Below are 14758 nucleotides of genomic sequence, written 5' to 3'. Positions count from 1 at the left end.
GCTGCTCATGTGCCGGCCTGTGCTGGGTCCGGAAGCAGGAATCCCTCAAGGACGAGGTTGGTGACGTCGCGGTACAAGCCATCCCTGAAGGCATCCTCGTCGAAGTCTTCACCGCCTCCCAGCAGGGAGACCAGGGCTGCCACGATCTGCCGGACCGAGAGCTCTCCATCGCAGGCAGATGCGAAACCTGCAAGTTCCGTGCTGAGCAGATTGGTCCTTCGGAGACCCGCTCCCTGCCTGAAGAGGATAACGCCCGGGTGGGCAGCACCGGGGCGTTGGTGTCGTTCTTCGGTCACGTCCTCCGCTACCAGCAGGTGCGCCTCGGGCACTGCGTTGGCAGCCACCCAATCGGCCCGTTCAACGGCCGCACCCAGATGGGGTCCAATGGGTTGCTCGATGGGATAGGTAATCTCCTCGAAACGGCTGATGATGGCCCGCTGCCCGGCCTCAGGGCGGCGCAACCAGATCATGCCGAAGCCCACGCCCTCCACGTTCCGGGACGCGAAGTCATCAAGGTAGGAAGCATAGGACTCTTTGTATTGCTCGCGGTCACGGTTCTGAGAGGCGTCCTGAAGCCAGGTCTCGGCATACTGTTCCGGATCCACTTGCTCGCGTTGAATGAACCACACGTCAAGTTCCGCGTCCTTGAGCCATTCCTTGGGACGGTCCTTCCAGTCCGTTCCCTCAGTGACCTCCCAATTTCCCAGCATCTGGGCGGTGCCCCCGGGCGCAAGGACCCCTGAGATCGACTGCACCAACGACGCCACAATTCCGTCTCCGGGAAGCCCACCGTCACGGTAGGTGAATTGGTCCGAGGAGGATTCCCCGCCTTTCCTTGGCGTGATCACGAAGGGAGGGTTGGATACCACCAGTCCGAACTGTTCGCCCGCCACTGGTTCCAGGAGCGATCCGAGCCGCAGGCTTACCCGGCTTTCCAGATCCTGCGGATCCAGTTCAAGTTCCGCAGCGTTCAGCAGGAGGTTGAACCGGGTGAAAGCCAGCGCGCGTTCGGAGATGTCCGTAGCCGTGACGTGCTCGCAATGGTGCAGGAGGTGGAACGTTTGAATCCCGCATCCGGTCCCCAGGTCCAGGGCACGTTGGGTGTGTTCCCTGATGGTCGTCTGGACCAGCGTCGTGGAGGCGCGCCCGATGCCCAGGACATGGTCATGACGAAGGACCCCCGGCTGCTGGTGGGCAGCGAGATCACTGGCTACCCAAAGTTCGGCACCGCCGCTGCCGTCGGCATTCGCATCCCAACCGTAAGGGCGTAAATCAACCGTGACCCGGACAACGCCGGCGTCCACCGTGGCCAGGCCGAGGTCCACGAGTCCTTGGCTGCGAATTCCAGGCAGGGCTGAGTCAACCTCGGCCACGGACTGCGGGACGGCCAACAGCCATAGACGGACCACCACAGCCAGTGCCCGGACAGCGGGATCGTGCGAGTCCGTCAGCCGCTCGGTGGCCAAGAGGGCGGGCACCACCTGGTCCCGGCCAAGGGCCGCCGACGCCGACTCCCCCAGGAGGGCAGCAACGCCGTCCACGGTGTAGGAGATGGCCTGAAGGTCCCCGGCGAGAACCTGGAGCAGGCCGGGCTGGTCGCTTCGGGGAGCATCATCGGTATTGCCTGCAGTAAAGGCGAAAGCTGTGTCAGTCACCTTGCAAGTGTAGGTGCGGCGGGCAAGGCCTTGCGGGGCCGATCCGGGCTATGTGGACGAAGGACCCCATTGGAACCCGGTAGCGTGGAATCATGCTCAACTTCTCCTCCACAAGGCGCCGCGCGGGCCTTGTTGCCCTGGCCGCTGCTGTCCTGCTGGGGACCGGCGCCTGCCAAGCGCCCGTCAACATCGCAGATGCAGACGTTCCTGCCTGGAAGGAAAAGGTCCTTCCGGCAGCAAACGGCGCGGTTCTGGAGGACTCAGGCAAGATCCTCAACAGGGATCCGCTGGTGAAGGAATCGACCAGTGTCCCCGCCGGAACCTACACGCTCACCATGGCCTGCGACGGCGGCGGCAAGGCTTACTTCGCAGTCTCTTCAAGTGGAAACAAGATTGCCGATGCCGCAGCTGCATGCAACGGCAGCCTGGATGTGGTGAAAATCAAAGTGCCCGCAACTGGTCCGATCAACATCTCCACCAGCAGCGTTGACGCCCCGTTGATCTACGCCTACCATCTGGCTCCAACCACAAGCTAGGACCCGCCAGAACCTGGCTCCGCAGGGCCTTCAGACGGAGGCCGCCCGGGCGTAAAGTCAGTGCATGGGCAGCAAGGCAGCTTGCTCGGTGAGGCCACAGCGGCTGGCGAGGGCCGCCGTCGTGCTTCTTGTTGTCCTGTGCGGCGGCGTGGCCGGTTGCGAGTACACCTATGAGGACGGCGGCAAGCCGGAAGCGAGTGCCACCTCCACGGCGGGAAATATTGCGCTTCCGCCTGATCCGGCACTGGAAGAAACCGTCAGCGGCGAGGCCCTTGAAGAATGGGCGAAAGCTGCGCTGCCCGAATCCCAAGGGCAATCGTTCTACTCCAGCAACGGCTACCTGAACCCCGGTGAGTCCAAGTCCGAGCAAACTGTGCAGTTGCCCGCTGGAACGTACGCCGTAACGTTGGCATGCCGCGGCACGCGTCGTGTGTCCTTCGATGTCACGTTGAACGGGGTCGCCTTGGTGGACCTGACCTTGGGATGCGCCAACGCCAGGGTGAGCGTTGTCCAACTGGATAAGGACGCCATCTTGTCCATCACCGTGGGATCCAGGTCCGATGCCAACTTCGCCTACCGGGTCAGCCGGCTCTGAACCCGGCCTTACGCTGCTTCGCAGCCTCCGGGGCAGCGCAGCGTTTCCGGGCTTGAAGCACACTCGGCACAGTAAAGGGTCAAGGTCCGGCAGCTGAGGTTGGAGCAGTTCTCGAACTTGTTGGTGGGAGCGGAGCAGCGCACGCATTCACCGATGGTCTTGGCGTCCTCGCTGAACTCAACGTGCATGCGCTTGTCAAAGACGTACAGGGAACCTTCCCAGAGGCCCTTGTCCTTGAACGTTTCGCCGTACCGGACAATCCCGCCATCGAGCTGGTAGACCTCTTTGAAGCCCCTGTTGACCATCAGGCTGGACAAGACCTCGCAGCGGATTCCGCCAGTGCAATAGGTAACAACAGGCTTATCCTTGAGGTCGTCGTACTTGCCCGAGTCGAGTTCCTTGATGAAGTCATGCGTGGTGTCCACATCCGGAACGATCGCATCCTTGAACTTGCCGATCTGTGCCTCGAACGCGTTGCGGCCATCAAAGAACACCACGTCCTCGCCGCTGGACTTCTTCGCATCCACCAACGCGTGGAGTTCCTCCGGCTGCAGGTGTTTGCCGCCGCCCACCACGCCCTGGTCATCAACCCTGAGTTCCCCGGGAGCACCGAACGACACGATTTCATCGCGGACCTTGACGCTGAGGCGCGGGAAATCTGCGGCGCCACCCTCCGACCATTTGAAGTCGATCCCGTGGAAGCCCTTATATTCGCGTGTGGTCTTCACGTACTGCTTCATGTTGTTCAGTTCGCCGCCCACCGTGGCGTTGATGCCGTCCTTCGAGATGAGGATCCGGCCGGTGAGCCCAAGTTTCTCGCAGAGGGCACGCTGCCATAGACGCACGGCGTCGGGGTCGGCGATCGGGGTAAAGCCATAGAAGAGCACAATTCGGTTCAAAGCCACTATTCAAGGGTACTTGGTGCAGTAAAATCGCCGGGCGGCAGGACTGCCGGCCAAGTGCCGGGGCAGCTGCGGGGGTTGCTGCCAGGGCATGTTCTGCGGCGGCTGTCGGGGCATGTTCTGCGGCGGCTGCCGGGGCATGTTCTGCGGCGGCTGCCGGGGCATGTTCTGCGGCGGCTGCCGGGGTGGCTCCCGGGGCATGTCCTGCGGTGGCTGTCGGGGTGGCTGCCGCGAGGAGAAGTCACAATTGCATAAGCAACCATTCCGGCGCTGATCCGGCTCTGTTGCTTCATGGTGTGCTGGCATACTCTCTCTACATGAGTCCAGACGCCTTGGTTGAAGACATTGCGCACCTCTTGGAAGTCTGGGTAGCCGGCTGGTCCGGCTGCCGGGGCTACGAGTCACGCCAGGAAGGCCGCTTCCCTGCCGCACTTCGCGCCGACAAGACCGGTGACTGGGAGTATTTTGCCCATGATCCCTCGGACGAAGAGTTCACCGCCCTGGCGGCTAAAACCGCAGAAGCTCCCACCCGGATCCTGACGGTCCTTACCAACGACGTCCAACGCTACAAGTACCTCGCGGAACAGCACGGGCTGACCGTGACCTCCGCATCGCAAACCATGATGATCGTGGATATGGAAACCCAGGATGCCGAGGATCCCTGGCTCCCGGACGATGACCTGGAACTGGCTACCTCCGAATCCAACGGGGTCCACTACGCGGTGGTCCATTCCGGCGAGCAGGTAGCTGCGAGCGGACGGGTCTTCGTGGTGGACGGGACCGCCGTCTTCGACAAAATCGTCACCGAACCGGACTTCCAACGGCGTGGGTTGGGCACCTTCATCATGAAGGCCCTGGCTGCCCAGGCTTTTTCCCACGATGTCGAGAACGGGCTGCTGCTGGCATCCCTGGACGGGCAGAAACTGTACTCCCATCTCGGCTGGGAAGTGGTGGGGCACGTGCTCATGATGTCCGCCAGCGGCACCGAAGGATCTGATCTCTCGGGGCTGTAACTGCACCGCGGTCGTGTTGGGTTCGACGGCGGCGCCCGCGGGTGCCGCCGTCGGCATGGCTGCACAGTGACAGAATGATTCGGTGGCTGCACCTCAATCATTGATCTCCTTGCTGGGCCGGACGCCGGACCCGGAGCAGTTGCGCCATGTCCACACCATCCCTGCGCGGAAGGCCGTTAACGAGCCCTGGCCGGGCTGGGCTCACCCCGACGTCGTGGACGCCTACCAGTCCCTGGGTATCCAGGAACCGTACCGGCACCAGATCCAGGCGGCCGAGCTCGCCCATTCCGGACAACACGTGGTGATCGCCACTGGTACGGCATCCGGCAAGTCTCTGGCGTACCAGCTTCCTGCCCTGGACGCGATTCACCGTTCGGAGCTGCGGGTGCTCTCCGATCCCGGAAAGATCCACGACGACGGTGCGGTCACCCTCTACCTGTCCCCTACCAAGGCTCTGGCTGCAGACCAGCTCGCGGCGATCCGTGCGTTGAAGCTTCCCACCGTAAGGGCGGAAACATACGACGGCGACACCGACGTGGCGTCGCGACGTTGGATCCGCGACCATGCCAACTTCATCCTGGCCAACCCGGACATGCTGCACTTTGGAATCCTGCCCAACCACACTTGGTGGGCAAAGTTTTTCCGGCGGCTGCGCTACGTCATTGTGGACGAGGCACACAGCTACCGCGGAGTGTTCGGTTCCCATGTGGCAAACCTGATGCGTCGCCTCCGGCGGATCTGCGCTTACTACGGTGCAGGCAACACGTTCCCCGAGCCGGTGTTCATTGCAGCGTCGGCCACCGCGTCCGATCCCGGTGTTTCCTTTGGCCGGCTCATCGGTGCTCCCGTCAGGGAAGTCTCCGAGGACTGCTCGCCGCACGGTTCCACCACGGTGGCTTTTTGGGAGCCCGCGCTGACCGATGTCAAGGGTGAAAACGGTGCCAAACAGCGGCGGACTGCCGTAGCCGAAACAGCGGACATCCTGGCCAACCTGGTGTCCTCGCGTGTAAGGACCATCGCGTTCATCAAGTCGCGTCGGGGTGCCGAATCCATTGCTTCGATCACCAAGAGGCTCCTCGACGAGGTGGACCCAAGTCTGCCAGGGCGCGTGGCCGCCTATAGATCCGGGTATCTTCCCGAGGAACGTCGTGCTCTGGAGCAGGCTTTGAGGTCCGGCCAGCTGTTGGGTGTTTCCAGCACGTCCGCTTTGGAACTGGGGATCGACATTTCCGGCCTCGATGCGGTGCTGGTGGCTGGATGGCCGGGCACCCGTGCCTCCCTTTTCCAACAGATTGGCCGGGCCGGCCGGGCGGGGCAGGATGCCATTGCCGCTTTCGTGGCAAGCGACGACCCCTTGGACACGTACCTGGTGAACCATCCCGAGGCCATTTTTGACGTTTCCGTGGAAGCCACCGTCTTTGATCCTGGAAACCCCTACGTCCTGGGACCCCACCTGTGTGCAGCGGCTGCTGAACTGCCGATCGGGCCTGCCGAGCTTGATCTTTTCGGCCCGACCTCCGAGGGACTCCTGGACCGGCTTGTTGTCCAGGGATACCTGCGCAAGCGGCCTGCAGGATGGTTCTGGACCCACCCGGAGAGTGCCGCCGGAATGGTGAATCTCCGGGCGGACGGAGGCGGTCCAGTGAGCATCGTTGACGCCGAAACAGGGTCGCTCCTGGGGACCATGGACTCGCCGCAAACCCACTATCAGGCCCACACGGGTGCCATCTATGTCCACCAAGGCGAAAGCTACCTGGTGGAAGACCTCAATGAGGCCGACCATTGCGTCATGGTCCGCCGGGTGAACCCCGATTTCTACACCACCGCGAGGGACGTGACCCAGATCGAGGTGCTCGAAACGTCGCGCTCGGTCCAGTGGGGCGACATCACCGTGCATTTTGGCGACGTCAAAGTAACTACGCAAGTTGTCTCCTTCCAACGCAAGGCCTTGATTTCCAACGAGATCCTTGGTGAAGAACCCTTGGAGCTGGGCGCCCGGGATCTCTTTACCAAGGCCGTCTGGTTTGTTGTGGATAACCGCTCTCTTCACGGGGCAGGTCTGGTGGAAGCAGAGTTCCCGGGGGCACTTCACGCTGCCGAACACGCTGCCATCGGGCTCCTTCCGTTGGTTGCCTCCAGTGACCGCTGGGACATTGGCGGTGTTTCCACTGCCCTGCACGCCGACACCGGGGTGCCCACGATTTTCGTCTACGACGGACATCCTGGTGGTGCCGGATTCGCTGAGCGGGGCTTTGAAAAGGCCAAGATCTGGTTGACGGCAACCAAAGAAGCCATTCAGGCCTGTGAGTGTGAGGCAGGCTGCCCATCCTGCGTCCAGTCCCCTAAATGCGGCAACAAGAACAATCCGCTGGACAAGGCAGCCGCCATCACCCTCCTTGGTGTGTTGTTGAAGGACGCCATCTAGGGCAGGCTGTTCGGCGGCATTAGGGAGGTGGCCCCGCCCGCGCCCGCCCCGTGGCAACTCCCCAGCCGAAAGGGTGGTCCAGCTCGGTGGCAACGTCAACTACCGTTCCGCCGGTCACTGTGCAGGACACAATCTTGGCTTCCTGCCGCCCCGCAACGTCTGAAGCGACCGAACACGGTTCCCCCGAGGTGAGGCCCCGGGCGGCGTCCGCCCCCGCGAGGGCTGCCAGATCTGCCGCGGAAGCAGCCCTCGAAGCCAAGACCCCGGCCTGGGCCAGGAAGAGCACGCCGAAGAGCAGGGCAATCACTACCGCGCCCAACACCAACGCGAGGACCGTTCCCGCCCCGCGTTCAGGGTGCACAGGAACTCCCGACTGATTCATGGATTGCTTGCCCCTGAACCACCTGACTCTGCACGGCCTGGTGCAGTGCCGGCTGAGTCAGTGCGGCCTGACTCTGCACGGGCAGACGCCGACGCCGTCAACGTCCAGGGAATCAACGGTCCCAGCGCTCCCCCGACCCGGGATGACGCTGTCACCGTGAGCCATCCACCGCTTTCAGCCAGGGTCGAAGTGGCGGTGTCACCGGCGAGCCTTGTGACGATTCCCTCCACTGTTCCGCCGGTCTCGCCCCGAGCTGACGCCCGGGCTCCGGCCGTGGCAGCTTCTTCCAACCGCAGTTGCGTGATCCCCGCAGCGCCGCCTGCCAACAGGAAGGCCAAGAGCAAGACCACAGCCGGCAAGGCAACGGCAAACTCCGCTGTCACGGCTCCTGATTCCGCCCCGTCCCTCTTCCATCTGGATGGTGGTCCTGCGCAGGCAGCAGGTGACCTCCCGCCGGCAGGCAGCACGTGCATCATGGCAAGGACAGTGCAGTGCGGATCAGGTTGAGCAGGAAGCCACGGACTTCTTCACTCCGAAGGATGACCACCAGCAGGCCGGCCAGACCCACCGCGGCCAAGGTAGCGATCGCGTACTCTGCTGTGGCCATACCGCTTTCGGAGCCCAGGAGCATTCCCCGTGTCCGGAGCTTTTCCCCGATCCTCCGATAGCTCCTCCGCTGCCGCCGGCCAGGCCGCCTCCGCAGAGAAGCATGGTCCTCGACCAAATCCGGGTTTCGGGCGGCCAGCGGCCCCCGTAGGGCCAGAGCATCGCTTGGTGCGGAGACTTGGAGGCTGGTTCCACCGCCCCCTGACTCCACTTGCCCTAACCCGGAATCCTTGAATTCCTCGAGCTCAAATTGCTCAATACCAAACGCCCTCATGCCGGGCTTCCCTGCAGTGGTTCCCCGGTCCAGCCACGTCCGGTCCAACCAGACTCGATCCGTGCCTGCAGAGCGACGACCCGGACGGCGGGCAGGTCCGGGCCTGAATAGTGTTTTCACAGTGGATTCCTTTCAAGAAAAACCAGCGGATCCGCCGGCTGGTTCGACTCTTCCGTGGCTTAGCCACTGCCAAAAGAAGCGGATTCTTCCAAGTGGATAACCCATGCAAATGGCCCGGATGTGGAGGGAGAGTGGCCATTATTCACAGCGTGTATTTGCATGCTTCCTGCCCGGTTCATCCGGCAGGAAGCATGGCTATCAGGACGGGTACTATCCCCAGGCAGATGAACGCGGGCAGTGAGCAAAGGCCCAGTGGCACCACCAGTTTCACACCCAAGGCTGCGGCTCTCTTCTCCGCAGCCCTGAACTGTTCACGCCGTTCCCTGGCAGCCTGGGCGTAAAGGATCGATGCCGAGGGCGCACCCGTCAGCGCTGCAAATGCCAGTGCCTCTTTGAGGCGGACCACCTCGGGGATGTGCTCAGTGGGTGCCCGCCACGCCGTTTCCCAATCGGCCCCTATGGCAAGGGCGGCCACCACTGGCCTGAGCGATTTCCTGATGGGAGGGGAGGCGCATCCGGAAATAAGTTCAAGTGACCGCCCAATACCAGCGCCGGCGTCGAGCATTGATGCCACCAGCTCCAGCATCATGGCGGTGTCGTGGAGGCCATCGTCCGGAGCCCGGCGTGCAGGACCGGTCGGCGACGAGTCACCTTCGCCGCGAATCAGTAATCGAGCCCTGGCACGGACCGGTCCGGCGAGCCAGATGGACGCCGCCAGGCCCAGGACAATAACCATCAACAGCGCTGCCATCACGTGCTCCCGGTCGCAGAGGCCACCAGGCGTGAGGACCAAACCCGGCCGGCCACGGTCAGGAGAATGCCAGCCACGAACGTGGCGACACCCAGAATGTTGTCCAGGAGGATTCCCAGCGGGTCCACACCAAGGCCCATCCCCAGCAAGAGCCCGAACACTGGGAGCCACGACAGCAGCCTGACCGTGGCTTTTGGCCCGGCGAGCGCCGTTTGCCGGGCGGCTTCTGCGTCTTCTTCGGCTTCCAGTTGGGCAGCAAAGCGGGTCAGGAGGTCAGCAAGCGGACAGCCACTTGTTTCTGCAACTTCCAGGCATGCCGCCAGTTCCATCCATACACGTCGTTCGGAACTTCCCCGCCGGGGATAGCTCCGCGCGGCGGTGTCCCGGATTGCTTCAGCCGTAGGATTTCCCAAGCTGGATGCCGCCCTGGCCGCGGCCACCACCAGCAGCGATTGCGTGCTGAGGGTAATTGTCCCCCGCTGTGCCACCGTGTCCGCGGAGCCATCCTTGCTCAACCGGGAGCCATGGACCATCCACAGTTCGTCCCATAATCGGGACGTTCCCCGCCCACCACGCAATAAGGCCGCAAGCTGTTGGACGAGCACAACCAGCGGCAAGGACTCTGTGCGCTGGGTCCGCCAGGGACGGCGCAGCCCCACACCCTGCCGGGCACTGCGTGCGGCACCCATGCCTCCTTGAGGCTCCCCCAATCTCTTCCGCACCCGTCGATCATCAACGCGGCTGCCACGGAAGTGCTGCCAGGCCGCGAGGGCTGCAATGAGGACAAAGGCAGCGATCATGTGCCGGACCTGGGACCCGGTGACCCGGGACCTGGTGACCCGGCATCCCGGAACCAGTCCAACCCCGCGGGCAACGCCGGGGCAAGCCTGCCGGCAAGGGCCGGCCAGGCGGGCCCGCATGTCATCCCGGTGGGGTCCCAGTGGAGGGCGGAGAGCACTTTCTGGCCCTCAGCGGTATCAGTCAGTACCCCTATGGAGGCCACTTTCCTTCCCGCTGGCGTCCGGTCCACATGAATGACGACGTCCAAGGCACTGGAAACCTGGAGCCGTACGGCCTCAGCGTTCAACCCCGCCAGCGCACCCAGTGCCACCAACCGTGCAGGGACGGCCTCTGCCGTGTTGGCGTGGATGGTCCCACCACCGCCTGTGTGCCCGGTGTTGAGGGCCGTCAGCAGTTCACGGACTTCAGCGCCACGGCATTCTCCAACGATCAGCCGGTCCGGCCGCATTCGCAGTGCTTGGCGGACCAGTTCGCCAAGATCCAGGGCACCCCCACCCTCAAGGTTTCCGTGCCGGGATTCAAGGGTGACCACATGGGGGTGGACGGGGTTGAGTTCGGCAGCGTCCTCGATCAGGACCAGCCTCTCGGACGGGTGGCTCAAACCGAGCATGGTGGACAGCAGTGTGGTCTTTCCCGAGCCTGTGGCTCCGCTGATTAGAAAGCTAAGCCTTTGGCTGATGATGGCCTTGAGAACCCACTCGGCTTGCTCCGAAAACATGCCGCTCTCCCTCAACTCCGCAAGGGTGAAGACATTCTCGCGGCGAATACGAATGGAGAGAAGTGTTCCGGTGGTGGAGATCGGCGAAAGAACCGCATGCACCCGGTATCCGCCGTTGAGCCGGACATCGACGCAGGGCGACCCATCATCCAAACGACGGCCACCGGCTGAGACCAAACGGGACGCCAGGGATCTGACCTGTTGCTCAGTCTCGAAGTGCACCGGTGACCGTTCCAGCCCTTGCCCTCTGTCCAGCCAGACGGAGTTGGGGCCGTTGACGAAGATGTCCGTCACGGCTGGATCCTGTGCCAACTGTTGCAGGGGTCCCAACCCGTTGAGCTCAGCGTTGATGGATTCGGCCGCTTCAAGGGCGCCGGCTGTGCCCAGCAACCTGCCGCTTGCCTGGACAGCCGCTGCCACCGTGGACGGAGTGACTGGCCCGTTGCCTGCCAGGACAGACTCCCGCACGGTCTCAAGGAGCAGGGAATCGAGTTTTCGGCCTTGCCTTCGCCGTGTTGCTTCGAACCGGTTCATTGAATGGCACCGTTCAGTTCCAGCACGGACAGGGCCAGGCGGTTGATGGGTTTGCGCCGGCCGAACTCAAGGATGCGGCCGAGTTCAGTGCCAACCGCCACGCCCCGCATGTCGGGGAGGATGCCCAGCAATGGCAATCCCAAGGACTCTGCGATGAGCCCAGCATCAACAGACGAAGCACCGCTTCCACGCACCACCACCCCGGCGTCCGAGGGAGGGAGTTCATTGAGGATCCGCCCTGCTGCAACCGCGGATTTAAGGTGCGCCCTGGCGAGCAGGACCATGCGGTCGCAGTCCCAGGCGAGGTTGCGCACTCCTTCTCCGCTGCGCCCTATGTCCACGAGGATGAGTTCGAAGCTGCGGCGCGCGGCGTCCATGACGGCGGCTACTGCGCGGGTGTCCGGGCTGTGGAACGCGTCCCTCGTGCCTGGCCATGACAAATAGGCGAACCCACCGGTAAAGGGCAAGGAATCCCGAAACTGCACGGGGTCAATGTGCCCGCGGGTCTCGGCGAAATCGGGCCACTTCAGCCCTGGAACATCCTCGGCACTCACGGCCAGTTCAAGGCCGCCTCCCCAAGGATCTCCGTCGACGAGCATGGTGCTGACACCGTGTTCCGCAGCCGTTTGCGCCAGCCAAATGGCTGTAGTGGTTGCCCCGGCGCCGCCGCTGCCACCGATGATCCCCATAACCATGCCGCCAGGCTCGGGGGATCCGGACATGCTGAGGTGTTCAGCCAGCCAGGCGGCCGCTTCGGGTAGGACGGCAACCCGTTCAGCCCCGAGGAGGGCGGCGAGCTCCCACAGATTGTCCCCATCTGTTGCCTTCCCCAACAGCACTGTGGGAGAGCGTCTTCGAGGGGGCAACTCCCGGACATCGCTGCCCACCAAAACGACGTCGGCGCTCTCCCAACCCTGCAAGGCCTCGACGACGTCGGCAGCGGTGGTGAGGTTTCCACCCGCGGCGGCCACAATCCGCTTGGCCTCTTCCTGCAAGTAAGGGTCCGAGGAGACGAGCAGTATTCCGGCAGAATCATGGGGAACCCAGGTTCCGTCCATGTCCGCTTCCAGTGGCTGGTTTGTGGCTTGCCGGTGCCGGCGTTCTCGCTTGCTCATGGATCCACCCTTGCGGACCTTCGGGAACACCATCAGGACCCCAGACCCGTATGTGCACAACCTGGATGGAACCGGCTGCCCGGGACCACATGTGGAGGAACAGTGCAGGGCACCACCACGCACCACGCACCACTACGCACAAGGCAGAATAGAGACCATGTATTTGCTGCTCGCCGCCCACCCGGAAGGCGCAGCCATACAAAGAATTTCCCCCACCGGCAAGCCCACGGCGGACGCGCGCGTGGTCACGCGAGGTGAGCTTCCCGGCGTCGTGCGTGAGTTCGAAACCCAGCGGCCCCGCTGGGTGTGGCACCGCGCCATGGACTGGTATCCGGAACTGCTGACCCACGGTGTGGAGCTGGAGCGATGCCATGATCTGGCACTGTGTGGAGCCATCCTGGCGCACTCGGAATTCACGGCGGACACCGACTACGCCCGGCATGCCGTCAAGATCACGCAGGACGATGACTCGGCTCCACCGCGCGCTCTTCAACCACCGCCCCCTCCTGCGGACCAGGGGGCCTTGTTTGAAGATCCTGCCCCGTCCAACCCCAAAGCGGGGCTGGCCGAACTCCGGGAGGAATTCGCAGCCCAACAACAGGCAGTGGCTCAGGTGTCCAGCGATGAGCAGCGGAAGCAACGGCTCCAACTGCTGCTGGCAGCCGAATCAGCCTGCGCCATCATCGCTGTGGAGATGCAACACGCCGGCGTCCCGTGGCGCGAAGAGCTGCATCAGCAGATCCTCGCCGACGTCCTCGGACCCAGGCCGCCCCAAGGACGGAGGCCTCCGGCCCTCGAAGCTCTCTGCGCCGAGCTCCGCAGCCTCCTGAACTCCCCTGGCCTGAACCCGGACTCCCCCCAGGACCTCATGCGAGCCCTCCACCGGAACGGTATAGAGGTAAAGAGCACGCGCCAATGGGAGCTGCAGGAGTCCAAACACCCCGCCATCCAGCCCCTGCTCGCCTATAAGAAACTCTCCCGCCTCCACACGGCCAACGGCTGGGCATGGCTGGACGCATGGGTGCGGGAGGGCAGGTTCCACCCGGAATACGTGGTGGGCGGCGTCGTGTCCGGCCGCTGGGCTTCCCGCGGCGGCGGTGCGCTGCAGATCCCGCGGAACATCCGCGGTGCGGTCCATGCCAATCCCGGCCACAAACTCATCGTCGCTGATGCCTCGCAACTCGAACCGCGCGTGTTGGTGGCGCTTGCCCAGGACACAAAGATGGCCGAGGCCGCCCGCGACAAAGACCTCTACGCGGGCATTGCGGCCCAGGGTTTCGGCGGCGACCGGGCCAAGGCCAAGATTGCCCTGCTGGGAGCAATCTACGGCGCCACTACTGGCGAATCGGGCAGGCTCATGCCGCAGCTCACGCGCACCTATCCGCGCGCCGTCGGGTTCGTGGAGCAAGCCGCCCGCCAAGGCGAGGCCGGCAGGACGGTCACCACGAGGCTTGGCCGAAGCAGCCCGCCGCCGTCGTTGGGCTGGTTGCGCAGCCAGCAGTCCACCACTGCCGAAGAACAGCGCCGCGCGGACAACCTGGCCCGCTCCCGGGGCCGCTTCACCCGCAACTTCGTAGTCCAGGGTTCGGCTGCGGAATGGGCGGCCTGCTGGCTCGCTGAATTACGACGGCGGCTGCGGGCCATGCGCGCCGGTGGCTTGCCTTCCGGGGAGCTCGTCTTCTTCCTGCACGACGAAGTGATGGTTCACGCCCCGGACGAGGCGGTGGAAGCCTGTATCCAAGCCATCGAGGAAGCAGCCGCCGCGGCCAAGGAGCTCATGTTCGGACGAATCCCGGTCGAATTCCCGGTGAGCATCGCCGTCGTAGATTCCTACGACAAGGCGAAGTAGCCGCAGAGTACCCACAACCTCGTGGACTATCCAGTCATATCTCGCCGTATGAGGCGGAATGACCGGTACCGCCAAGTAACTTTCGTTCTCCCCTGGTTCTGGCTACTTTCGCTATGTGGATACGTTGTTTTCCACATTTTTCTGCGCGGAAGCACAAGGGGGAGCATCAATGGCCGGCAGGTTCGAAATTCTCAAAGACAGCGACGAGGCGTACAGGTTCCGCCTCACCGCCGCCGACGGCACGGTTGTGGCCGAATCGCCCACGTACGGACACCTTGACGGTGTCATTGCAGGCATCAAGGCCGTGCGGGAGAACGCCGCTACCGGGCTGATAGTGGACCGTTCGACGGCGGCGCGCAAGGCCGCCTGACAGCGAACCAGCGCTGCGGTCATTTTTCAAAAGTCGGCCGCGCTCCCTCGGATTTCCGGCGGGAGTGCAGATGAGTGTGACATGAGAATGTCAGGAGTACCCTGGCCTTCAG

14 protein-coding genes and 1 pseudogene are annotated in these 14758 nt (G+C 63.6%); 6 read left to right on the top strand and 9 right to left on the bottom strand.

Features of this window, described 5'->3' with window-relative positions; translation table 11 throughout:
- Positions 1-5 precede the first annotated feature (5 nt).
- Positions 6-1655 carry a DUF7059 domain-containing protein gene (locus AC6JA3_RS04630; RefSeq protein ID WP_347782698.1) on the bottom strand — a complete coding sequence of 550 codons (1650 nt, stop codon included), beginning with the start codon at positions 1653-1655 and terminating at the stop codon, positions 6-8.
- A gap of 92 nt (positions 1656-1747) precedes the next feature.
- Between AC6JA3_RS04630 and AC6JA3_RS04625 the strand changes: the two genes are divergently transcribed.
- Positions 1748-2191 (top strand): DUF6023 family protein, encoded by a 444-nt coding sequence (locus AC6JA3_RS04625; RefSeq protein WP_347782697.1) that lies wholly within the window; start codon positions 1748-1750, stop codon positions 2189-2191.
- 64 nt (positions 2192-2255) lie between these two features.
- On the top strand, positions 2256-2786 hold the full coding sequence (locus AC6JA3_RS04620) for a DUF6023 family protein (protein WP_223943658.1): 531 nt from the start codon (positions 2256-2258) through the stop codon (positions 2784-2786).
- 8 nt (positions 2787-2794) lie between these two features.
- On the opposite strand, the gene trhO is transcribed toward AC6JA3_RS04620, so the two are convergent.
- Positions 2795-3691: an oxygen-dependent tRNA uridine(34) hydroxylase TrhO gene (gene trhO / locus AC6JA3_RS04615; protein WP_026541361.1), complete on the bottom strand. Its 897-nt coding sequence runs from the start codon at positions 3689-3691 to the stop codon at positions 2795-2797.
- Positions 3692-4005: 314 nt separating this feature from the next.
- Between trhO and AC6JA3_RS04610 the strand changes: the two genes are divergently transcribed.
- Positions 4006-4701, top strand: coding sequence for a GNAT family N-acetyltransferase (locus tag AC6JA3_RS04610; RefSeq protein WP_347782696.1), 696 nt, complete (start codon positions 4006-4008; stop codon positions 4699-4701).
- An 82-nt stretch (positions 4702-4783) separates the two neighbouring features.
- Positions 4784-7126 carry a DEAD/DEAH box helicase gene (locus AC6JA3_RS04605; protein ID WP_026541363.1) on the top strand — a complete coding sequence of 781 codons (2343 nt, stop codon included), beginning with the start codon at positions 4784-4786 and terminating at the stop codon, positions 7124-7126.
- 19 nt (positions 7127-7145) lie between these two features.
- Here the strand turns inward: AC6JA3_RS04605 and AC6JA3_RS04600 are convergent, their stop codons facing one another.
- The 7 genes and pseudogenes from AC6JA3_RS04600 to ssd form a co-directional block, all read right to left on the bottom strand.
- Positions 7146-7508 (bottom strand): Rv3654c family TadE-like protein, encoded by a 363-nt coding sequence (locus AC6JA3_RS04600; protein ID WP_026541364.1) that lies wholly within the window; start codon positions 7506-7508, stop codon positions 7146-7148.
- Positions 7505-7891, bottom strand: a complete 387-nt coding sequence (locus AC6JA3_RS04595) for a TadE family type IV pilus minor pilin (protein ID WP_347782695.1) — start codon at positions 7889-7891, stop codon at positions 7505-7507. The genes AC6JA3_RS04600 and AC6JA3_RS04595 overlap by 4 nt, the downstream gene beginning before the upstream one ends.
- An 89-nt stretch (positions 7892-7980) precedes the next feature.
- A pseudogene (locus AC6JA3_RS04590) lies at positions 7981-8145 on the bottom strand (DUF4244 domain-containing protein); the annotation flags it as partial.
- A 538-nt stretch (positions 8146-8683) separates the two neighbouring features.
- Entirely contained in the window at positions 8684-9259 is a 576-nt protein-coding gene (locus AC6JA3_RS04585) for a type II secretion system F family protein (RefSeq protein WP_043431948.1), read from the bottom strand.
- The gene (locus AC6JA3_RS04580; RefSeq protein WP_091549687.1) at positions 9259-10059 is read right to left on the bottom strand and encodes a type II secretion system F family protein; all 801 of its coding nucleotides are present in this window, start codon (positions 10057-10059) and stop codon (positions 9259-9261) included. Before AC6JA3_RS04580 ends, AC6JA3_RS04585 begins: the two co-directional genes overlap by 1 nt.
- Positions 10056-11312 (bottom strand): TadA family conjugal transfer-associated ATPase, encoded by a 1257-nt coding sequence (locus AC6JA3_RS04575; RefSeq protein ID WP_091549686.1) that lies wholly within the window; start codon positions 11310-11312, stop codon positions 10056-10058. The genes AC6JA3_RS04580 and AC6JA3_RS04575 overlap by 4 nt, the downstream gene beginning before the upstream one ends.
- Positions 11309-12427, bottom strand: coding sequence for a septum site-determining protein Ssd (gene ssd, locus AC6JA3_RS04570; RefSeq protein ID WP_347782694.1), 1119 nt, complete (start codon positions 12425-12427; stop codon positions 11309-11311). The genes AC6JA3_RS04575 and ssd overlap by 4 nt, the downstream gene beginning before the upstream one ends.
- Before the next feature lie 157 nt (positions 12428-12584).
- Between ssd and AC6JA3_RS04565 the strand changes: the two genes are divergently transcribed.
- Both AC6JA3_RS04565 and AC6JA3_RS04560 read left to right on the top strand, forming a co-directional pair.
- Entirely contained in the window at positions 12585-14276 is a 1692-nt protein-coding gene (locus tag AC6JA3_RS04565; protein ID WP_347782693.1) for a bifunctional 3'-5' exonuclease/DNA polymerase, read from the top strand.
- A gap of 169 nt (positions 14277-14445) precedes the next feature.
- On the top strand, positions 14446-14646 hold the full coding sequence (locus AC6JA3_RS04560; RefSeq protein ID WP_347782692.1) for a YegP family protein: 201 nt from the start codon (positions 14446-14448) through the stop codon (positions 14644-14646).
- Positions 14647-14758 lie beyond the last annotated feature (112 nt).

It is taken from the genome of Arthrobacter sp. TmtSoilC79 (assembly GCF_059739405.1).
This window is presented reverse-complemented; position numbering and strand designations above follow the sequence as displayed.